The organism is Pseudomonas sp. PvP100 (assembly GCF_017833055.1).
Lineage (GTDB): Bacteria > Pseudomonadota > Gammaproteobacteria > Pseudomonadales > Pseudomonadaceae > Aquipseudomonas > Aquipseudomonas syringae.
Window position 1 is genome coordinate 1,363,979 of record NZ_JAFIBO010000001.1, and the last position, 20,307, is coordinate 1,384,285.

General features: G+C 58.6%; 16 protein-coding genes. 6 read left to right on the forward strand and 10 right to left on the reverse strand.

Annotated elements, in window-relative coordinates; translation table 11 throughout:
- Positions 1-9: 9 nt before the first annotated feature.
- From JOE39_RS06065 to JOE39_RS06090, 6 genes are all read right to left on the reverse strand, one after another.
- Positions 10-1,491 carry a mannitol dehydrogenase family protein gene (locus tag JOE39_RS06065; RefSeq protein ID WP_209996470.1) on the reverse strand — a complete coding sequence of 494 codons (1,482 nt, stop codon included), beginning with the start codon at positions 1,489-1,491 and terminating at the stop codon, positions 10-12.
- A gap of 17 nt (positions 1,492-1,508) precedes the next feature.
- Positions 1,509-2,615: a sn-glycerol-3-phosphate ABC transporter ATP-binding protein UgpC gene (gene ugpC, locus JOE39_RS06070; protein WP_003420782.1), complete on the reverse strand. Its 1,107-nt coding sequence runs from the start codon at positions 2,613-2,615 to the stop codon at positions 1,509-1,511.
- A gap of 30 nt (positions 2,616-2,645) precedes the next feature.
- Positions 2,646-3,479 carry a carbohydrate ABC transporter permease gene (locus tag JOE39_RS06075; protein ID WP_003347187.1) on the reverse strand — a complete coding sequence of 278 codons (834 nt, stop codon included), beginning with the start codon at positions 3,477-3,479 and terminating at the stop codon, positions 2,646-2,648.
- Between the two features lie 10 nt (positions 3,480-3,489).
- Positions 3,490-4,422, reverse strand: coding sequence for a sugar ABC transporter permease (locus JOE39_RS06080; protein WP_003318051.1), 933 nt, complete (start codon positions 4,420-4,422; stop codon positions 3,490-3,492).
- Between the two features lie 87 nt (positions 4,423-4,509).
- The gene (locus tag JOE39_RS06085; RefSeq protein WP_046266472.1) at positions 4,510-5,832 is read right to left on the reverse strand and encodes a sugar ABC transporter substrate-binding protein; all 1,323 of its coding nucleotides are present in this window, start codon (positions 5,830-5,832) and stop codon (positions 4,510-4,512) included.
- 240 nt (positions 5,833-6,072) lie between these two features.
- Entirely contained in the window at positions 6,073-6,978 is a 906-nt protein-coding gene (locus tag JOE39_RS06090) for an AraC family transcriptional regulator (RefSeq protein ID WP_003420778.1), read from the reverse strand.
- Between the two features lie 118 nt (positions 6,979-7,096).
- On the opposite strand from JOE39_RS06090, the gene cobF reads away from it, so the two are divergent.
- Positions 7,097-7,855, forward strand: a complete 759-nt coding sequence (cobF, locus tag JOE39_RS06095) for a precorrin-6A synthase (deacetylating) (protein WP_004417887.1) — start codon at positions 7,097-7,099, stop codon at positions 7,853-7,855.
- A gap of 168 nt (positions 7,856-8,023) precedes the next feature.
- Here the strand turns inward: cobF and JOE39_RS06100 are convergent, their stop codons facing one another.
- Together JOE39_RS06100 and JOE39_RS06105 are read right to left on the reverse strand one after the other, a co-directional pair.
- Positions 8,024-9,358 (reverse strand): glycosyltransferase family 4 protein, encoded by a 1,335-nt coding sequence (locus JOE39_RS06100; RefSeq protein ID WP_046266471.1) that lies wholly within the window; start codon positions 9,356-9,358, stop codon positions 8,024-8,026.
- Complete coding sequence (locus tag JOE39_RS06105) at positions 9,351-9,722, reverse strand: response regulator (RefSeq protein WP_003318056.1); 372 nt, start codon at positions 9,720-9,722, stop codon at positions 9,351-9,353. Before JOE39_RS06105 ends, JOE39_RS06100 begins: the two co-directional genes overlap by 8 nt.
- Positions 9,723-10,054: 332 nt before the next feature.
- Between JOE39_RS06105 and JOE39_RS06110 the strand changes: the two genes are divergently transcribed.
- From JOE39_RS06110 to JOE39_RS06130, 5 genes are all read left to right on the forward strand, one after another.
- Positions 10,055-13,573 (forward strand): response regulator, encoded by a 3,519-nt coding sequence (locus JOE39_RS06110; RefSeq protein WP_024684611.1) that lies wholly within the window; start codon positions 10,055-10,057, stop codon positions 13,571-13,573.
- A gap of 49 nt (positions 13,574-13,622) precedes the next feature.
- Positions 13,623-14,444 carry a protein-glutamate O-methyltransferase CheR gene (locus tag JOE39_RS06115; protein ID WP_003318059.1) on the forward strand — a complete coding sequence of 274 codons (822 nt, stop codon included), beginning with the start codon at positions 13,623-13,625 and terminating at the stop codon, positions 14,442-14,444.
- Positions 14,441-15,055: a chemotaxis protein CheB gene (locus JOE39_RS06120; RefSeq protein ID WP_003410240.1), complete on the forward strand. Its 615-nt coding sequence runs from the start codon at positions 14,441-14,443 to the stop codon at positions 15,053-15,055. Before JOE39_RS06115 ends, JOE39_RS06120 begins: the two co-directional genes overlap by 4 nt.
- On the forward strand, positions 15,049-16,230 hold the full coding sequence (locus JOE39_RS06125) for a hybrid sensor histidine kinase/response regulator (RefSeq protein WP_024684612.1): 1,182 nt from the start codon (positions 15,049-15,051) through the stop codon (positions 16,228-16,230). The genes JOE39_RS06120 and JOE39_RS06125 overlap by 7 nt, the downstream gene beginning before the upstream one ends.
- Positions 16,231-16,331: 101 nt before the next feature.
- Positions 16,332-16,709: a response regulator gene (locus JOE39_RS06130; RefSeq protein ID WP_003318062.1), complete on the forward strand. Its 378-nt coding sequence runs from the start codon at positions 16,332-16,334 to the stop codon at positions 16,707-16,709.
- A gap of 55 nt (positions 16,710-16,764) precedes the next feature.
- On the opposite strand, the gene JOE39_RS06135 is transcribed toward JOE39_RS06130, so the two are convergent.
- On the reverse strand, positions 16,765-18,795 hold the full coding sequence (locus JOE39_RS06135; RefSeq protein ID WP_122220422.1) for a response regulator: 2,031 nt from the start codon (positions 18,793-18,795) through the stop codon (positions 16,765-16,767).
- Entirely contained in the window at positions 18,792-20,276 is a 1,485-nt protein-coding gene (locus tag JOE39_RS06140; RefSeq protein WP_024665082.1) for an ATPase domain-containing protein, read from the reverse strand. The genes JOE39_RS06135 and JOE39_RS06140 overlap by 4 nt, the downstream gene beginning before the upstream one ends.
- Positions 20,277-20,307 lie beyond the last annotated feature (31 nt).

Here is a 20,307-nt window from a genome sequence, read left to right on the forward strand (position 1 = left end):
GGAAGTCCCTCAGGCCTTGGCAACCAAAAGTTTTTCCAGTGTGCCACTCACACCCAGTGTGCGGAGATCATTGAGGTTCTGCTCGAAGGCCGCCACGAATGCTGCGGATTTCGGAATGGCCGAGCCAAAGATTTCTTCCACTGCCAACAAGCGCTGAGTAATAAGCGTGTCATCAGCCACCAGCGCCTGACAGAACCCGGCACGCGGGTCAGGAATGGTGTAGGTCGTGCCGTTTTCGTCGACACCCTTCAGATACAGCGCCCATGCAGCGACCACCAGCGAAGCGCGTTCGAGATTGCCCTGATCGACGATCAGACGATTGATCGTCGGAATGGTGAACTTGGGAAATTTCGACGATCCGTCCGAGCAGACCCGTTCCAGCTGGTCGGCAATCGCCTTGTTGGAAAAGCGTTCGATCAAGGTGTCCTTGTAACCTTCCAGATCGATACCTGGCACCGAAGCCAGTTGCGGGGTCACGTCCAGGTCCATGTAGGTGCGGATATAGCTCACGAACAGCGGGTCATTCATGGTTTCGTGTACAAAACGATAACCCTTGAGGAAGCCCAGGTAGGTCAGTGCAAGATGACTGCCGTTGAGCAGTTTGATCTTCATCTCTTCATAGGGCGTCACGTCATCGGTGAACTGCACGCCGACTTTTTCCCACGCCGGGCGACCATTGACGAACTTGTCTTCCAGCACCCACTGCACGAATGGTTCGCAGACCACCGGCCAGGCGTCGTCGATGTGTTTGTCATCCGCCAGTTGCAGCCGGTGGGCTGCGCTGGTCATTGGCGTGATGCGATCCACCATCGCGTTGGGAAAGCTGACGTTTTCCTTGATCCAGTCATGCAGATCGGCATCGCGCAATGTGGCGAATGCCAGCAATGCCTTGCGTGTCACTGCGCCGTTGTGTGGCAGGTTATCGCAGGACATCAGGGTGAAGGCCGGTGTGCCTTGCGCGCGGCGTCGAGCCAGTGCGGCGCAAAGAAAGCCGAATACCGTTTTTGGCTGATCCGGGTTCGCCAGGTCGTGCTGGATCTGCGGCAGATGGGCCATGAACTGACCGTTGCTGTCGTCGATGCAATAACCGCCTTCGGTGATGGTCAGCGAGACGATGCGGATGTCCGGGCTGGCCAGTTTGTCGATCAGCGCCTGCGGGTTGTCGTCGGCCAGCAGCATGCCGCTGATCGAGGCGATGATACGGGTTTGGGTGTCGGGCGTGTCGCCCAGTTCATAGAGCGTGTACAGGTAGTCCTGTTGCGCCAGTGCATCGCGCACGGCCTTGTCTTCAGGACGCAAGCCCACACCGCAGATGCTCCATTCAAAGCCTTCGCCGCTGTTCATCAGCGCATCGGTGTAAAACGCCTGATGCGCCCGGTGAAAGCCGCCGACGCCGATGTGGGCAATGCCCTGGCGAGTGTTGTCGACGGTGTAGGCGGGCAGGGCGATGTCGGCGTCCAGTTGGGACAGATTGTTTTTGTTCAGTTTCATGACGGGCTCTCCGGAACTCAGGCTGCGGCGGTCTGCAAGGTTTTGGCAATCACCAGACCTTGAGCGTCGAACAGGTGGCATTGGGCACTGTCGAGATGCAGGTTCAGCGTCTCGCCGTACTGGCTGGCCAGGTCACCACGAATACGCATGGTCAGCGCCTCGCCCGAATGGGTGCGCACGTGACAGTAGGTGTCACTGCCAAGACGTTCGCTGACGTCGGCAATCACCTGCAACTGGCAATCGTCGCCCTGGGCAAGGTTCAGGTGTTCCGGGCGGATGCCCAGCGTTACCGCAGCGCCGATGCTTTGTCCTGCGCCATTGACCGGCAGGCTGATGCGCGTGCCGGCATCCAGCTCGACTTCGCAGCTGGTGTTGTCCGCCCGGCTGATTCTGCCCTTGAGGAAGCCCATTTTCGGCGTGCCGAGAAAGCCGGCAACGAACAGGTTGGCCGGGTGGTGGTACAGCTCGAGCGGCGAGCCAACCTGCTCGACCTTGCCGCCGTTGAGGACGACTACCTTGTCGGCCAGGGTCATGGCTTCCACCTGATCGTGCGTCACGTAGATCATGGTGGCCTGCAGCTCTTTATGCAGGCGCGACAATTCCAGGCGGGTCTGCACGCGCAGCGCGGCGTCGAGGTTGGACAGCGGCTCGTCGAACAGGAAAATCTTCGGGTTGCGTACAATGGCCCGGCCAATCGCGACACGCTGGCGCTGCCCGCCGGACAGCTGCTTTGGCTTGCGCTCCAACAGCGGCCCGAGCTCCAGAATGCGTGCGGCTTCATCAACCTTCTTCTTGATCTCGGCCTTGTCACCGCCCGCCAGATCCAGTGCAAACGACAGGTTCTTGCCGACGGTCATGTGTGGATACAGCGCATAGGTCTGGAACACCATGGCCAGGTCGCGCTTGGCCGGGGTGACCTGCGTGATGTCACGGCCATCGAGTTCGATGGTTCCCGACGTCACTTCTTCAAGCCCGGCGATCAGCCGCAGCAGGGTGGATTTGCCGCAGCCCGAAGGCCCGACGAAGACCACGAACTCGCGGTCTTTCACATCCAGGTCGATACCCTTGATGATCTGGTGACCGTCAAAGCCTTTTTGCAGATTGCGGATGCTCAGGTTAGCCATGTTGGATTCCTTCTTGTTCTTTGGGCCGGGCTATTTGACAGCGCCGAACGACAGGCCGCGAACCAGTTGTTTCTGACTGATCCAGCCGAAAATCAGAATGGGCGCACACGCCAGGGTCGAGACCGCTGACAGCTTGGCCCAGAACAACCCTTCAGGGCTGGAGTAGGAAGCGATCAAGGCAGTCAACGGCGCTGCGGCGGATGAGGTGAGGTTCAGCGACCAGAATGCTTCGTTCCAGCACAGGATCAGCGACAGCAACGCGGTGGAAGCCAGGCCGCCCTTGCAGATCGGCATCAGTACGCGAAAGATCTCCTGGCGGGTGCTGGCCCCGTCCAGCCGCGAGGCCTCGAGGATCTCGCCGGGGATATCCTTGAAGTAGGTGTAAATCATCCAGACCACGATCGGCAGGTTGATCAGCGTATAGATGATGATCAGCGCCAGCCGCGAATCGAGCAGGCCAAAGGTCTTGGCCAGCAGATAGATCGGCATCAGCACGCCCACCGGCGGCAGCATCTTGGTCGAGAGCATCCACAGCAGTGTACTCTTGGTGCGCTTGGTCTCGAAAAACGCCATGGAATACGCCGCAGGAATCGCGATCAGCATGGCCAGCACCGTGGCGCTGAAGGAAATCAGCACCGAGTTCCAGGCAAAATGAAAGTAATCGCTGCGCTCCTGAATATGCAGGTAGTTTTCCAGCGTCGGGGTGAAGAACAGCTGTGGCGGTGTCGCGAATGCATCGATCTCGGTCTTGAAGCTGGTCAGGACCATCCAGAAGATCGGAAAGAACACCAGCGCAGCGATGATCCAGGACAGAGCCCCGAGCAGCAGGCTTTGCAGACGGCGTGATTGTTTGAGGGTCATCATGGCAAGGTCCTCATGACTTGTCGGTGAGGTTTTTGCCGATCATCCGGATCAGGATGATCGCCGCGATGTTGGCTATGACCACGGCAATCAGCCCGCCCGCCGAGGCCATGCCGACGTCGAACTGCAGCAGCGCCTGGATGTAGATCAGGTAAGCCAGGTTGGTCGAGGCAAAGCCCGGCCCGCCGTTGGTCGTGGTGAAGATTTCAGCGAATACCGAAAGCAGGAAGATCGTTTCGATCATCACCACCACGGCGATCGGACGCGCCAGGTGCGGCAGGGTCAGGTGCCAGAAGATCGCCAGCGGACCGGCGCCGTCCAGCCGCGCTGCTTCTTTCTGTTCCTGGTCGAGCGACTGCATGGCGGTCATCAGGATCAGAATGGCGAAGGGCAGCCATTGCCACGACACGATGATAATGATCGACAGCATCGGGTAATGGGCGAACCAGTCAATCGGTTCGGCGCCGAAGAACTTCCAGACCGCCGCAAGTACGCCGGACACCGGATGAAAGATCAGGTTTTTCCAGATCAGCGCGCTGACCGTGGGCATGATGAAGAACGGCGAGATAAGCAGTACGCGAACGATGCCGCGACCGAAAAACTCGCTGGCTTCCAACAGTGCCGAAATCAGCACGCCGAGGATCACACTGATCGCCAGCACACTGCCGACCAGCAGTAATGTATTGCCGGCACCCGGCAAGAAGCCGCTGTCGGTCACGAAATACTGGAAGTTCTCCAGGCCGACGAATTCGTTTTCGCCGGGGGAGAGCAGGTTGTAGCGGATCAGCGAGAAGTAAATGGTCATGCCCAGCGGCACGATCATCCACACCAGCAGAAGCGCCACGGAAGGACTGACCAGAAACCAGCCCGGCTTGAATCGACGGCTTTTGAGCGGTTGCTGTTCGCCGGACAGGTCCGTGCGTTCAGGGGAGGCTGAGGTATTCATGGGGAGCTCCGAACCGGATTGCACCAGAGTTGTTGCGCAGTTGAGCGGCAGGGCGAAAGCATTGGCTTTCGCCCTGGTGAGTGACGGTTACTTTTTCGGGTAACCCGCTCGTTTCATGTCGCGCGCGGTAGCGTCTTGCGCATTCTTCAATGCCTGATCCACCGTGAACTGACCTATGAGTGCTGCGGAGAACTGCTGACCGACGCTGGTGCCGATGGCCTGGAACTCGGGAATGGTGACCAGTTGAATGCCGACGTAAGGCACGGGATCGCGCGTTGGGGCCGTGGGATCGGCTTTCTTGAGCGACTCCAGCGTGATGTTGGCAAACGGTGCAGCCTTTTTATACTCGTCGGTATAGGTCGAGGCGCGCGTACCAGGTGGTACGTTGGACACACCGTCGGTATCGGCGACCAGTTTGGCGTACTCTTTCGAGGTGGCCCACTGGGTGAACTCGGCAGCGTCCTTGGTGTTCTTGGCGCTGGTCGGGATTGCCAGCGACCACGAGTACAGCCACGATGAGCCCTTGTCGGTCACTTCGTGCGGGGCGTAGGTGAAGCCGACGCTGTCAGCCACTTTGCTCTGCTTCTTGTCGGTCACGAACGATCCGGCCACGCTGGCGTCGACCCAGATGGCGCACTTGCCGCTGTTGAACAGCGCAAGGTTCTCGTTGAAGCCGTTGCTGGAGGCGCCCGGCGGGCCGGACTGCTTCATGGTGTTGACGTAGAAGTTCAGCGCGTTCTTCCACTCTGGCTGATCGAACTGTGGCGTCCACTGCTTATCGAACCAGCGCCCGCCATAGGCGTTGGCCAGCGTCGTGATCAGCGCCATGTTCTCGCCCCAGCCAGCCTTGCCGCGCAGGCAGAGGCCGTACTGCTCCTTGGACTTGTCGGTCAGTTTGCCGGCGAACTCGGCAATCTGGGTCCAGGTAGGGCGCTCGGGCATGGTCAGGCCCGCGGCCTTGAACAGGTCGGTGCGGTAGTAGGTGATCGAGGCTTCAGCATAGAACGGCAGGGCGAACAGTTTGCCGTCTACCGACAGGCCGTCACGCACGGAAGGGAACACATCGTCCAGCGCGTAACTGGCAGGCAGGTCTTTCATTTCCTGCAACCAGCCTTTCTGACCCCAGAGTGAGGCTTCGTACATGCCGATGGTCAGCACGTCGAACTGGCCGCCCTTGGTGGCGATGTCAGTGGTCAGGCGTTGACGCAGGACGTTCTCTTCCAGCACGACCCAGTTGAGCTTGATATCGGGGTGCTGTTCTTCGAAGGTTTTGGAGAGGCGTTGCATGCGAATCATGTCGCTGTTGTTGACCGTGGCGATGGTCACGGTCCCCGCTGTGGCACTGCCACTGAACACGAAACAGGTGCTGAGGACGGAACTGGCGAGCAGAAGTTTTGTTGAGTTCTTCATTGATCACTCCTCTTCCACGCCCAAAGGACTGTAGAAGGATGGTTATTGTTTTTTTCTCTTCCGGAGGTGAGGAAGATGTGCACTGATTACACCGGCGTTCGGTCTGAAAGACAAATCCTGCGCCGCACTCTGACTGATACTTTTTTGCACTCGGATGTGAAAAGGCAACAGCGTCGAATCGCCCATAGGGCGGCTTCGGCGCAACTCCAGCGTAGACGATGAGGACGAGGGCGGGGCAAATCAGTACAGGTTTTGTTCGGTCAGACGCTGAACGGCGAGGCGGCGGTAGTGCGACGGGGTCATGCCCTTGAGTTGCTGGAAACGCCGATTGAAGTTGGAAATATTGTTGAATCCGGACTCGAAGCACACATCGGTGACCGGTTTGTCGCCGTCGGCGAGCAGTTCGCATGATTTGCTGATGCGCAGCCGATTGACGAACTCCACGAAGCAGCGCCCGGTAGCCTGTTTGAACACCCTGGAAAAATAGGTCGGCTTCATGCCCAGATACTCGGCGACTTCCTCCAGCGGTAGCTCGCGGCCATAGTGGGCGAAGATATAATCCACCGCCCGGTTGGTGCGATCCACGCTGTGCTCGTCCGCCGTATGGGCAACCGCTGTGCCCGACAGCAACTGGTAATCTTCACTGGCGGCCAGCAGTTCGAGCAGGATGAAGAAGTGGCCCAGGCGAGTAATGCCTCGCGAGTCGGCGATTTTCTGCATTTGCTTCATCGCCTGACGAATCGTGCGTTTGCAGCGAAATTCGATGCCGTAGCGGGCGCGCTCCAGTAACGGCGTCAGGGTCTTGAGTTCGGCAAACACCTGATTGCCGCTTTCCAGCAGCTCATCGGTAAAGTTGACCAGCATGTCGCGCTTGGGCACCACTTCACCGTCGTCGATCTGGCTGATCCAGTTATGCGGCAGGTTGGGGCCGGTGAGAAACAGGCTGGCAGGATTGAAGTTGCCGATGTAATCACCGACAAATACCTTGCCGGAGCTGGCGACGATCAGGTGCAGTTCATATTCCTTGTGGAAATGCCAGCGCACCAGCGGGCAGGGGAAACCATGCTCGCGGTAGATGATCGACAGACCGTTGTGGTCGTCCATCAATTCGTAGGAAGGGTCGGCAATTCTTGTTGTTTTATTCATTGGCGATGTCATGTTCATCCGTTGCCAGAAGAGTAATGTGCCTGATTTTTCAGTTCAATGCCCGGTCATTGGCAAAAATCGCCTACGATCGGGCCTCTGCCAGTGGAGGCGTTGACCGATGAAACAGATCCTGCTGATCGGCATGGGGGCCGGGGATCCCGAGCAGATCACCCTGCAGGCCGTTGCGGCCCTGAACCGTGCAGAGGTGATCTTCATCCTCGACAAGGGCTATGTCGACGATCAGTTGCTGAGGCTGCGCAAAGAGCTCTGTCAGCGCTTTATCACTCATGAACGCTACCGTCTGGTGCAAGTTCAGGATCCTCGGCGTGAAGATGATCCGCAGGCCTACGAGCGCGGCATCGAAGGGTGGCACGAACAGCGTGCGATACTCTTCGAGCGGTTGTTGACTGATGAGCTTGGCGTGGATCAGGTCGGCGCGTTTCTGGTCTGGGGCGACCCGTCGCTCTATGACAGCACGATGCGCATCCTTGATCAGGTTCTGGCGCGGGGTAAGGAGGTATTCGAATATCAGGTGATTCCCGGTATCACCAGCGTCCAGAGCCTGGTCGCGCGACACCGGATCCCGCTCAATCGCATCGGCGAGTCGATTCATATCACCACCGGCCGACGCATGGCGACAGCTCCGCTGCAGCAGCCCGGCAACGTTGTGGTAATGCTCGACGCACACTGCACATTCGAGCGCTATGTGGGGCAGGGGCTGGACATCTATTGGGGCGCGTACCTGGGCACGCCGGACGAGATACTGGTGGCCGGGCGGCTCGATGAGGTCTGCGAGCAGATCAAGCGGCTGCGCAGCGAGGCACGCGAGCGCAGGGGGTGGATCATGGATACCTATTTGCTGCGCAAACCGGCATAGGCTCTGCGGGAAAAGTGGCTGCGCTCGGTGATGCTGCGTTAAAAACAGGCTCGTGCGCGAGTCCGATCGGAATGCTCATTTACAAACCGTAGAGTCGAACGCGACCCGGCCGTTCCTCGCCTGTTTTTGCCTTGCCTGACCTTCGCTCGCCGACTTTTCTCATTGAGCCTAAGCCGGTTTTTCATCCTTGTTGCGATTCTTCGCTTCGATCCACTGCGCCATGTATTTGGTGCTCTTGTGGTGATGGTGCCGCAGCATGGCGCCGGTGAAGTTCGCCAGACGATGCTCCGCGAGTTCGTTGCGAAGGGTGTCGATGCGTTCGATCAGGCTCGCACAGTGCTGCCGATGCTGAAAGCGCGCCTGCAGCAACGCCTGACCCGCTTGTTGCGCTTCAAGCCAGAGGTTCTGGTCCTGATAAAGCCTGACCGCAGCGCCCGCGATTTCCGCAGGGTTGTCGGCAATGATGCCGGGCCACGGCAGCCCGCCGCTCATGGCTTCCGCACCCATCGGCGTCGTGACTGACGGCGTTCCGCAGAGCATCGCGTCCATCAGCTTGCCTTTGATGCCGGCCCCGAAGCGCAATGGCGCGAGGCACACCCGCGCATGGGACATGACCTCCAGCGCATCCTCGGCCCAGTGCTTCACATGAAAGCCCTGCGAGGCATTGTGCAGCGCCGAGGCCTTGGGTGGCGTGTAGGCACCGTAGATGTGCAACTGAGCGTCAGGCAGTTGCTGACGAATCAGCGGCCAGATAGCGGTTTTCATCCACAGCACCGCATCCCAGTTGGGCGCATGGCGGAAGTTGCCGATGCTGAGGAAGTGCGCACGCTCTGCAAAAGGCCGGAAGCTGTCGGGCGCGCCGTCGATCATCAGCGGACACCAGTGCAGCAGCGCGGCGGGCAGGCCGAAAGAGCCGCTCAACAGGGCGATTTCGACATCCGACGTCATCAGGTTGAGGTCGCAGCGATACAACGAAGCAATTTCGCGCTGCGCCAGATCACTGGATGCGATCCGCCGGAAAAGCTGCGGCGCTGAAACGTCGGCGCTGCACGGTCCGGCCTCGGCGCAATCGCTGTTAAGCAAATCCTTCAACAACTGATGGCGTGCGTGGCGCAGGCTCTGAAAATCCGACGTTTCCAGAATGCGTAGTGCGTCGGGACACTGCTGCTCGACGCGCCAGCCGAACTGTTCCTCGATCATGAACTGATCGAAGAGCACGACGTCAGGCTGCAATTCGCTGACAAACACGTCAAAACTGCTGTCGTTGAGCGCGATGTGCACTTCGCGGATGCCCAGGCTGAGCAGATCGGCGCGGTGCTCGCCTTCGGTGGCAGGGCTGGCGAAGGTGATCTGCCAGTCCTGCTCCAGAAAGCATTGAATCAGTTGCATCATGTGCCCGCTGGCAGCCGAGGAACGCGGCTCTGGCCATACGTAGCCGATGATCAATAAGCGGGTGCTGACAGGCTTTTCAGTGCTGTTGAGGGCAGCGTCGATATCAGTCAAGGCTGTTTCCAAGAATGCTTTTTACCTTGTCACGCAACTGGTCGATGGAGAACGGCTTGCCGATCGAGTGCATGCCTGGCGGCACGTCGATATTTTCCGAGTAACCGCTGGCGAACAGCACCGGCAATTGCGGGCGAAGTTCGATGACCTTTTTGGCCAGTGCGGTGCCTTTCATGTCAGGCAGTCCCTGGTCAGTCATCAGCAGGTCGATGTGATTGGAATCGTCTGCAACAAAGGTCAGTGCCGACGTAGCGTCCTCGGCTTCCAGTACCCTGTATTCCAGCTCTTCGAGCACGTCGACAATCAGCATGCGCACTATGGCGTCGTCTTCGACCACGAGAATGGTGCGGGCTGTGTCGGGCATGGTTGACTCCTTAAACCTGAATAATGGCGATAGCGCAGACAGTGTGGAATTTTGCGCATCCTTTCCCGTCGACTCAGGGTAACCGAGCGAGGGCCTGTCGGCTGTTGATACAGTCCTTGTATCAGTAAATAAAAACCGGGTGGAAGTTCAATCGAGGCACAAATACCGTAAATCGCGAGGGCGAATCACGGGTTGGCGTCATTAATGAATACAGGCGTGAGCTTATCGCCCATTTATGTGTGAAATTTCAATCCTCTATGTCGGAAATAAGAGTGTTTTTCGTAGGTTTACGGCAAACTCTACGGTTTTGATCCACTCGTCAGGGATATTTCATGAATCGGACGTCTGTTGTCGATGAACAACGCTTTCGAAAATTGCTGGGTCGTAACGTTGGCTTGCCATTGGGTGTCGGTGTACTGAGCGCAGTTTTCTTCATTTTGCTGATCAGTTATCTGCTCACTGCAATACAGTGGGTCGAGCACACTGACCGGGTAATCAACAACACCAACCGCTCAATGAAACTGTCGATAGACATGGAAACCGGCATGCGCGGTTTTCTGCTGACGGGTGATCAGCATTTTCTCGACCCCTATGAGGTCGCCAAGCCGCTGTTGCTCGCCGAGCTGCAGGGGCTGGAGAAACTGGTAGACGACAACCCTACGCAGCTGGATCGGTTCAGACGTCTGTCCACGCTGCAGCAGGAGTGGAATGCGTTCGCCCAGGAGATGATCACGTTACGGCGCACCAACGGCGATTATCAAACGCCGGTGCTGGCCGGACGTGGCAAACGCATCACCGACCAGATCCGTACCGAATATGATCAGGCCGTGGAGATGGAGCAACAGCTTCGACTGAACCGCAATGCTGAAGTCACGCGCAGTACCATTCTTTCCGTCACCCTTTATCTGATATTCGTGGTGATCGTCAGCGCAATTCTTGCCTATATCGGCCGCAGGGATCTGTTGTCGCTGTCGAATACTTACAGCGAAAACCTCAGGCTGCAGGAAATCAATTCCGAGCGTCTGCAGAAAGTAGCCTGGCTGCGCAATGGCCAGAGCGAGCTGGCTGAGCAGGTTCTGGGGCAACTGACGCTGAGCATGCTGGGCCGCAATATCCTCCAGTTCCTGACCCAATACCTGGGCGCGTCGGTGGCGGCGGTTTACATTCGCCAAGACCACGGCGGCCTGACGCGCGCAGCCTCGTATGGCTTCTCCCGCGAACAGGAGCAGCAAGATCAGACCATTCACAGTGATGAAGGCATTGTCGGGCAGGCCGCCCAGCAGGACCGCATCATTACGCTGGATGAACTGCCGGATAATTACTTCAAGGTTGCTTCCGGCCTGGGCGACGGTTCACCGCGCAGCGTGGTGGTGGTGCCAACCAGCAATGACGATCAGGTCAACGGGGTGATCGAACTGGGCTTTTTGCGTGCCCTGACCGAGCGGGACATCGAGTTCCTTGAGCTGGTGGCGGACAACGTCGGCACGTCCATCGAAGCCGCCCGTTATCGCCAGCGTCTGCAGGAGGTGCTGGCCGAGACCCAGCAGCTCAACGAAGAGCTGCAGGTGCAGCAGGAAGAACTGCGCACCGCCAACGAAGAGCTGGAGGAGCAGTCGCGCATCCTCAAGGAATCCCAGGCTCATCTGGAGACCCAGCAGGCCGAACTCGAGCAGACCAACGAGCAGTTGGCCGACCAGAGTCAAGCGCTGGCCGAGCAGCGCGATGCGCTGGATCGCAACAACGAAGAACTGAATATCGCCCAGGCCGAGTTGCAGGCGCGGGCGGACGAGCTGCAGCGTGCCAGCAAGTACAAGTCCGAGTTCCTCGCCAACATGTCCCACGAGCTGCGCACGCCGCTCAACAGCTCGCTGATCCTCGCCAAACTGCTGGCCGAGAACCCGGGCGAAAATCTCACCGCCGAACAGGTCAAGTTTGCCGAGTCGATTTATTCGGCGGGTAATGACCTGCTGAATCTGATCAACGACATTCTGGATATTTCCAAGGTTGAGGCCGGCAAGCTGGAAGTGCGCCCGGAAAACAGCAGCGTTCCCCGACTGGTCGAAGGTCTGCGGACGCTCTTCCAACCGCTGGCCGCCGAGAAGAAGCTGGCGTTTACCGTCGACATCCAGACCGGCGCGCCCACCATGCTGTTCACCGATCGCCAGCGTCTTGAGCAGATCCTCAAGAACCTGCTGTCCAACGCGATCAAGTTCACCGAGGCCGGCTCGGTCAGCATGGTCGTTTCGCGTCAGCCGGGCGCAGGTATCGCGTTCATCGTGCGTGATTCGGGCATCGGCATCGCCGAGGAGCACCAGCAGGGTATCTTCGAAGCATTCCGTCAGGCAGACGGCACCACCAACCGACGTTATGGCGGTACCGGCCTGGGGTTGTCGATTTCACGTGATCTGGCAGCATTGCTGGGCGGATCGATCAGTGTGACCAGCGCACCGGGGCAGGGCAGTATTTTCAGCCTGGTGCTGCCGGAGCATTACGTCGAGCAAGACGACCGCGAGCCGGGCAGCGATCTGCCAATCGTGCCAGCGCCTGCTGCGCTGCAGCCGTATGCCCCTGTGCTTCCGGTCATTGCGCAGCCTGTTCCGGCACCCGTGCCGATGGATACGCCGGTGCCGGTATTTGCCGACGACCGCGACAAGGCACCTTTCCAGCGGCGCTGCATTCTGGTGATCGAAGACGAGGTGCGATTCGCCCAGATTCTCTACGATCTGGCCCACGAACTGGGCTACGACTGTTTGGTGGCGCATGCTGCCGACGATGGCTTCAATCTGGCATCCCGCTATACGCCGGATGCGATCCTGCTGGACATGCGCCTGCCGGACCATTCGGGCCTGACCGTGCTGCAGCGTCTCAAGGAGCTGGCGCCCACCCGGCACATTCCGGTGCACGTGATCTCGGTCGAAGATCGCCAGGAAGCCGCCTTGCATATGGGCGCGATTGGCTACGCGGTCAAGCCGACCACGCGTGAAGAGCTCAAGGACGTGTTCGCCAAGCTGGAAGCCAAGCTGACGCAGAAGGTCAAACGTATCCTGCTGGTCGAGGATGACGCGCTGCAGCGTGACAGCATCGCGCGCCTGATCGGTGATGATGATATTGAAATCACCGCGGTAGGCTTCGCCCAGGAGGCGCTGGACCTGCTGCGCGATCACGTCTACGACTGCATGATCATCGACCTGAAGCTGCCGGACATGCTCGGCAATGAGTTGCTCAAACGCATGTCTATGGAAGACATCTGTGCCTTCCCGCCGGTGATCGTCTATACCGGCCGTAACATGACCCGCGATGAAGAAGCCGAGCTGATGAAGTATTCGCGCTCGATCATCATCAAGGGTGCGCGTTCGCCTGAACGGCTGCTCGATGAAGTCACGCTGTTCCTGCACAAGGTCGAGTCGCAACTGTCCAACGAGCGGCAAAAGATGCTCAAGACCGCGCGAAGCCGTGACAAGGTCTTCGAGGCGCGCAAGATCCTCGTGGTCGACGACGATGTGCGTAACATTTTCGCCCTGACCAGTGCCCTTGAACATAAAGGCGCGGTGGTGGAAATCGCCCGTAACGGTCTGGAGGCGATTGCCAGGCTTAATGAGGTGGAAGACATCGATCTGGTCCTGATGGACGTGATGATGCCTGAAATGGACGGTTTTGAAGCGACCATCGAGATTCGCAAGGACCCGCGCTGGCGCAAGCTGCCGATCATTGCCGTCACGGCCAAGGCCATGAAAGATGATCAGGAGCGCTGCCTACAGGCGGGTTCCAACGATTACCTGGCCAAACCCATCGATCTGGATCGCCTGTTTTCGCTGATCCGCGTCTGGCTGCCGAAGATGGAGCGTATCTGAATGAGGCTTGAATGGAGGGGCGTCTGCTATGCCAGTCCCGGGCGCTACCATGCCTATTGATCGAAGCATGGATATCGAACTGCGCCTGCTGATCGAAGCGATTTACCTTCAGTACAGCTACGACTTTCGTGACTACTCAGGCGCTTCGGTGAAGCGCCGCGTGATCCATGCGCTGCGTCAGTTCGATTGTGCGACCATTTCCGCCCTGCAGGAACGTGTGCTCCATGATCCTGCAGCGTTCATGCAGCTGCTGCAGATTCTCACGATTCCGGTCAGTGAGATGTTTCGTGACCCGTCGCACTTTCTGGCGATCCGCAACGAAGTTGTGCCGGTGCTGCGCACTTACCCGTCACTCAAGGTATGGATCGCCGGTTGCAGTACGGGCGAAGAGGTCTATTCCACGGCTATTCTGTTGCGCGAGGAAGGGCTGTTGGAGCGGACCATCATCTATGCGACCGATATCAACCCCAGCTCGCTGGAAAAGGCCAAGCAGGGCATCTTCTCCATGGACAACGTGCGGGCCTATGCCGAGAACTATCGAAAGGCGGGAGGGCAGCGCGATTTTGCCGAGTACTACACGTCTGCCTATGACTATGCGATCTTCGACAAGACGCTGTGCGAGAACGTCACGTTTGCCGATCACAGTCTGGCCACAGATAGTGTATTCTCCGAAACGCAATTTATTTCTTGCCGTAACGTACTGATTTATTTCAACAAAAAGCTTCAGGATCGAGCGTTCGGGTTGTTTCATGATTCGTTGTGTCATCGTGGCTTTCTGGCGCTGGGCAGCAAGGAAACGCTGGAATTTTCCGCCTACGGTGGCGACTTCGAGGCGCTGGTGAAACCCGAGCGGATTTACCGGAAATCATGAGAACCACGTTTGGCGATGAAGCGCCCAGCCACGCGTTACCCGTGGTCGATGCCATTGTGGTCGGTGCCTCGGCGGGCGGCGTGGAAGCCCTGCTGAAAATATTCAGCGGTCTGCGCAGGGGGTTTTCATTGCCTATCCTGATGGTTCTGCATCTACCTGATGATCGGCATAGCCAGTTGGCCAATGTGTTTCAGAACCGTCTGGCAATTCCGGTCAAGGAAGCCGACGACAAGGAGAGCATCGTGCCCGGCACTTTGTACGTTGCGCCAGCGGGTTATCACGTCTCGGTGGAGTCTGACTTTTCCCTGTCACTGAGTCAGGAGGACAAGGTGTTTTATTCAAGGCCCAGTATCGACATTCTGTTCGGTTCGGCCGCTGATGCCTATGCGCCGCGACTGGCTGGCGTGCTGTTGACCGGTGCCAACAATGACGGCGCGAACGGGTTGCTGCAGATCAAGAAGTACGGTGGTTTCACGGTGATTCAGGACCCCGCGCAGGCCCAGGCGTCTACCATGCCTGAAGCGGGCCTGGCGCTGCACTCGCCCGATTACCTCCTTTCCCTGAACGATATTGGCCGCTTGCTGGTCGAGCTGGAACGAACCGCATGTTAAGTGAAATTCAGGCAAAACTGCTCATCGTCGATGATTTGCCGGAAAACCTGCTGGCGCTCGAAGCGCTGATCAAGCGCGGCGATCGAATCGTCTACAAGGCGCTGTCTGCGGACGAAGCACTGTCACTGCTGCTGCAGCACGAATTCGCCATGGCCATCCTCGACGTTCAGATGCCCGGGATGAACGGCTTCGAGCTGGCCGAGCTGATGCGCAGCACGGAAAAGACCAAAAGCATTCCAATCGTCTTCGTCAGTGCTGCCGGGCGCGAGCTGAATTACGCCTTCAAGGGCTATGAAAGTGGTGCCGTGGACTTCCTGCACAAGCCGCTGGATATTCACGCGGTAAAGAGCAAGGTCAATGTGTTCGTCGATCTCTACCGACAGCGCAAGGCCATGAAAATACAGGTCGAGGAGCTTGAGCGCAGTCGCCAGGAGCAGGAAGCCTTGCTCAAGCGTCTGCAGTCGACTCAGGGCGAGCTGGAACACGCGATTCGCATGCGGGATGACTTCATGTCCATCGTCTCCCACGAGGTGCGCACGCCGCTCAACGGCCTTATTCTGGAGACCCAGCTGCGCAAGCTGCACCTGGCCAAGGACAACGCCGCGGCGTTTACCATGGAGAAGCTGCACGCGATGGTCGATCGCGATGAGCGACAGATTCAGAGTCTTATCCGCCTGATCGAAGACATGCTCGATGTATCGAGGATCCGCACCGGCAAGCTGTCGATCAGACCGAGCCCGTTCGACCTCAGCGAACTGGTCACGCAGCTGCTGGAAAGCTTTGCCGCACAGATCGCTGCCGCCGATTCCAGCATCACCCAGTTTGCCGAACAGCCGGTGATCGGCGTCTGGGACGAATTTCGTATCGAGCAGGTGGTTGCCAACCTGCTCACCAACGCGCTGCGCTACGGTGCGCGAAAGCCGATTGAAGTGCATGTTTACAGCAAGGACAGCGAGGCTTTCATCGAAGTCAGGGATCAAGGTATTGGCATTACGGCCGAAAACCAGAAGCGCATCTTTCAGCAGTTCGAGCGGGTGTCGAGCAATCACGCTGTTGCCGGATTGGGTCTTGGGCTGTTCATTTCCGATCAGATCGTCATGGCGCACGGCGGTCGCATCGAAGTGGAAAGTGAAGAGGGCAAGGGTTCGGTGTTTCGTATCTGCCTGCCTCTGTAAGGTCGCCGCCACCGGCAGTCAAGTTTAATCACAGGTTGGCGCAACCTCCCAAGCGTGCCGTGGTCGTAATGGCAGCTATTTATAAGATCAAAGGCAGTTCAATGAGCGCTGATGCAGAAAACGTCGTACTAATCGTCGAAGACGAGCCCCTGATCCTGATGCTTCTGGCCGATTATCTGTCGGGTGAGGGTTATCGTGTCCTGAAAGCCGAGAACGGCGAGCAGGCTTTCGAGATTCTGGCGACCAAACCCCATCTCGACCTGATGATCACCGATTATCGGCTGCCGGGCGGCGTCTCGGGCGTCCAGATTGCCGAGCCTGCGATCATGCTGCGGCCTGAGTTGAAGGTGATTTTCATCAGCGGTTACCCGGCAGAGATACTCGACTCGGGCAGCCCGATTGCGCTGAAGGCACCCATTCTCGCCAAGCCCTTCACCATGGACACCTTGCATACGCAGATTCAGAAACTGCTGGCTTGATGATGACTGCGCGGGCAACTAGACGAGTCTGTGCTACCTGGAGCCTGAGCATTGCTCAGGCTTCTATCATTTCCCGTACTTTTGAAGTCAGGTGATCGAAGGCAAAGGGCTTGGTGATCAATTGCATCCCTGTGTCCAGAAAGCCTCCTCGTACCGCCGCATGTTCAGCGTAGCCGGTAATGAACAGCACCTTGAGCTCCGGCCGCAGTTGTCTGGCTATTTCCGCCAGCTGCCTGCCGTTCATGCCTGGCAGTCCGACATCGCTGATCAACAGATCGATGCGCTGTCCTGATTCGAGTATCGGCACCGCGTCCGACGCTTCTCCGGCCTCGATGAAGGTGTAGCCCAGCTCACCGAGCACCTCACTGACCAGCGTACGCACGGCCGGGTCGTCTTCGACGATCAACACGGTCTCGCCATTCTCGGCATAAACCGCATTGCTCTGGAAAGTCTGCTCGGCCTCAGACGCAAGCCCCTTAAAGCGCGGCAGAAACAGTTGTACGGTAGTACCGACGCCGACCTCGCTCTTGATCAGGACGTGGCCGTGCGATTGCTTGCTGAAGCCGTAAATCATCGAAAGCCCCAGGCCAGTGCCCTGGCCGATGGGTTTGGTGGTGAAGAAGGGGTCGAACGCCCGACTGATGACGGTTTCAGGCATGCCGCAGCCATTGTCACTGACGCTCAGCGCGACATAGTCACCTGGCAGCAGGTTCTCGTAGGCGTTGGTGAACGATCTGTCCAGCCGCTGATTGGAGGTCTCGACCACCAGCGTACCGCCATCAGGCATGGCATCGCGGGCATTGAGTACCAGATTGAGCAGGGCGCTCTCCAACTGGTTGGGGTCGGCTTCTGCGGTCCACAGATCGTGCGCAAGACGCAGTTGCAGGTGAATGCTCTCGTTGACGCTGCGCTGCAGCAGTTCGTCCATGGCATTGACCAGATGGTTCATTTCGACCGGCTTGGAGTCCAGCGACTGACGCCGCGAGAAGGCCAGCAGCCGATGGGTCAGGGCGGCCGCGCGGTTGGCCGATGTGACCCCCAGATCGATCAGGCCATTCAGGTCTTCGATGCGGCCACGCGCCAGCCGGCGTCTTATCAACTCCAGGCTGCCGATAATGCCGGTCAGCATGTTGTTGAAGTCATGGGCAATCCCGCCGGTCAACTGGCCGACCGCTTCCATTTTCTGTGACTGGCGCAGAATCTCCTCTTTGTGACGCAGCTGCGAGGTTCGCTCCTCAACCTGTTGTTCGAGCGTTTCATTGAGGCGACGCAATTGCGACTCGGCCTGTTTGCGCTCGGTGATGTCAGAGGTCACACCGGCAAGGGAGCCGATCAGGCCGTTCTTGCTGCGAGTGGCGCGGGCGCGTACATCCACCCAATTGAGTGAGCCATCCGGCCAGACATTACGGTATTCGATGATCAAGTCGACACCGGTGTCCAAGCTGCGCTGCAGCGCCGATTGCATCCTCGGTTGGTCTTCGAAGTAGACGGCGGCCAGCCACTCCTGGTAATCAAGCGTATTCTGCTCATCGCGGCCGTAATGACTTTTGGTGATGTCCGAACAGGTCAGCTTGAGGTGTTCCGCTTCCAGCACCCATGAGCCCAGCCTGCCAGCCTTCAGGGCGTTCTGCAGGCGGCCTTCACTTTCGTGCAGGTCCTCCATGCGCGCCCGGGCTTCATACTGGCGTCTACGACCACGTACAGCCGTCATGACCAGACTGACCAGCGTGACGGGATGGAAAGGGCGTTCAAGAAAGGTCACGTTGCCCAGCAGGTTGCCCATGCGTGCGGACGGGTTGTGATCCGGTCCGCCGTGATGGGTCAGCAAAACGATCGGCAAGTCCGACCAGGGCGGCTGGCGGCCGAGGAGTTCGAGCAACGGGGTCATGTCGGCGTTGCGCAGTGCCTCGTCGGCGATAATCGCCAGGCCAGCGCCCGCGCTCAGCTCTCTGACCAGCTCGGACACATCATGGGCTACCGTTGACGGATAGCCCGCTTCGTCGAGAATACGCGTGGCGATCTGGCTGTCCCGCCCGCGTGGGGCGAGAATGATCGCGCGCTCTGACAACAGACCTGGAGTACTCACAGGTCGTCATCCTCCAGCAGCGGTTTCTTGTCACCCATGTATGACGGCACACCGCGCAGCACGCCCTGAAAGGCCGCCAGCGGTTCGCCGATTTTCAGTCCGCTGGAACTGATGCGGTACTCTCGGATAGTGGATTCGTGAGTGCCGGTACGTTTCTTGATGATCGATATGGCACGGCGTACCTGACCCAGCGCTTCGAAATAGCGCAACAGAATCACGCTGTCGGCAAGGTAGGTAATGTCCACCGGCGAGCGCATGTCGCCCACCAGTCCGTGTTGCGCTACGGTCATGAAGGTCGAGGCGCCCTGGCGGTTGAGGTAGAGCAGCAGCTCGTGCATATGCAAAACCAGCGCGCTTTCTTCCGGCATTGCCGCCTGATAGCCGTTGATACTGTCGATGACGACGGTCTTTATCTGCTTTATATCGACTGCGCGCCGCACGCGGTGTGCGAATTCACCTGGGGACAGCTCTGCCGCGTCGATCTGTTCGACCACCAGATTGCCGGTTTCCTGCAGCGCACGCAGGTCGATACCCAGTTTGAGCATGCGCTCGAACAGCAGGCCCATTTCCTCATCGAATATGAACAGGCCGACACGCTCGCCGCGCGCCACCGCCTGTGCGGCAAAAACCAGCGAGATGAGCGATTTCCCGGTCCCGGCCGGGCCGAGAATCAGGGTGCTGGAGCCGCCCTCGATGCCGCCGCCCAGCAGATCGTCCAGCTCCTTGATGCCACTGCTCAATTGAGTGCGCGCGTAGTTGGAGCGGTGCTCGGCAGCCACCAGGCGCGGGAAGACTTGAATACCGTTCTCGGCAATGTTGAAGTCATGAAAACCACCGCGGTACTTCTGGCCACGGTATTTGACGATTTTCAAACGTCTGCGCTCGGCACCGTAGGTAGGTGTCAGTGCTTCGAGGCGGATAACGCCGTGGGCAACGCTGTGCACGGTCTTGTCCAGCGCCTCGGTGGTCAGGTCGTCCAGCAGCAGTACCGTCGCGTTGTAGCGCGTGAAGTAATGTTTGATGGCCAGAATCTGGCGCCTGTAGCGCAACGAACTCTGCGCCAGAAGACGGATTTCCGAGAGGCTGTCGATCACCACACGGGTGGGTTTGACGCGCTCGACCACCTCGAATATCTGCCGCGTTGCTTCACCCAGCTCCAGGTCAGAGGAGTAGAGCAGGCTCTGGTGGTGATCGGCGTCGAGCAGGCTTTCGGGCGGCGTCAGTTCGAAGATATTGATATGTTCGTCGAGCTGCCAGCCGTGCGAGGCTGCACCCGAGCGCAGCTCGCTTTCGGTCTCGGACAGGGTGATGTACAGGGATATTTCGCCCGCTGCCGCTCCGGCCTGCAGAAATTGCAGGGCTACGGTTGTCTTGCCGGTTCCGGGCTCTCCCTCGAGAAGAAACACATGACTGCGTGAAAGACCTCCTGCAAGGATGTCGTCCAGGCCTTCAATGCCGGTTGCCGCTTTTGACGTATTCAAGTATCGCCCTCTGATAACCGCACAGGTTTTG

What these genes read in the sequence shown, in the direction of transcription:
- cobF (WP_004417887.1), top strand. Translation starts at nt 7,097, where the DNA reads ATGAAACAGATCCTGCTGATCGGCATGGGGGCCGGGGATCCCGAGCAG.
- JOE39_RS06090 (WP_003420778.1), bottom strand. Translation starts at nt 6,978, where the DNA reads ATGAATAAAACAACAAGAATTGCCGACCCTTCCTACGAATTGATGGAC.
- ugpC (WP_003420782.1), bottom strand. Translation starts at nt 2,615, where the DNA reads ATGGCTAACCTGAGCATCCGCAATCTGCAAAAAGGCTTTGACGGTCAC.
- JOE39_RS06130 (WP_003318062.1), top strand. Translation starts at nt 16,332, where the DNA reads ATGAGCGCTGATGCAGAAAACGTCGTACTAATCGTCGAAGACGAGCCC.
- JOE39_RS06075 (WP_003347187.1), bottom strand. Translation starts at nt 3,479, where the DNA reads ATGATGACCCTCAAACAATCACGCCGTCTGCAAAGCCTGCTGCTCGGG.
- JOE39_RS06125 (WP_024684612.1), top strand. Translation starts at nt 15,049, where the DNA reads ATGTTAAGTGAAATTCAGGCAAAACTGCTCATCGTCGATGATTTGCCG.
- JOE39_RS06085 (WP_046266472.1), bottom strand. Translation starts at nt 5,832, where the DNA reads ATGAAGAACTCAACAAAACTTCTGCTCGCCAGTTCCGTCCTCAGCACC.
- JOE39_RS06080 (WP_003318051.1), bottom strand. Translation starts at nt 4,422, where the DNA reads ATGAATACCTCAGCCTCCCCTGAACGCACGGACCTGTCCGGCGAACAG.
- JOE39_RS06120 (WP_003410240.1), top strand. Translation starts at nt 14,441, where the DNA reads ATGAGAACCACGTTTGGCGATGAAGCGCCCAGCCACGCGTTACCCGTG.
- JOE39_RS06110 (WP_024684611.1), top strand. Translation starts at nt 10,055, where the DNA reads ATGAATCGGACGTCTGTTGTCGATGAACAACGCTTTCGAAAATTGCTG.
- JOE39_RS06105 (WP_003318056.1), bottom strand. Translation starts at nt 9,722, where the DNA reads ATGCCCGACACAGCCCGCACCATTCTCGTGGTCGAAGACGACGCCATA.
- JOE39_RS06065 (WP_209996470.1), bottom strand. Translation starts at nt 1,491, where the DNA reads ATGAAACTGAACAAAAACAATCTGTCCCAACTGGACGCCGACATCGCC.
- JOE39_RS06115 (WP_003318059.1), top strand. Translation starts at nt 13,623, where the DNA reads ATGCCTATTGATCGAAGCATGGATATCGAACTGCGCCTGCTGATCGAA.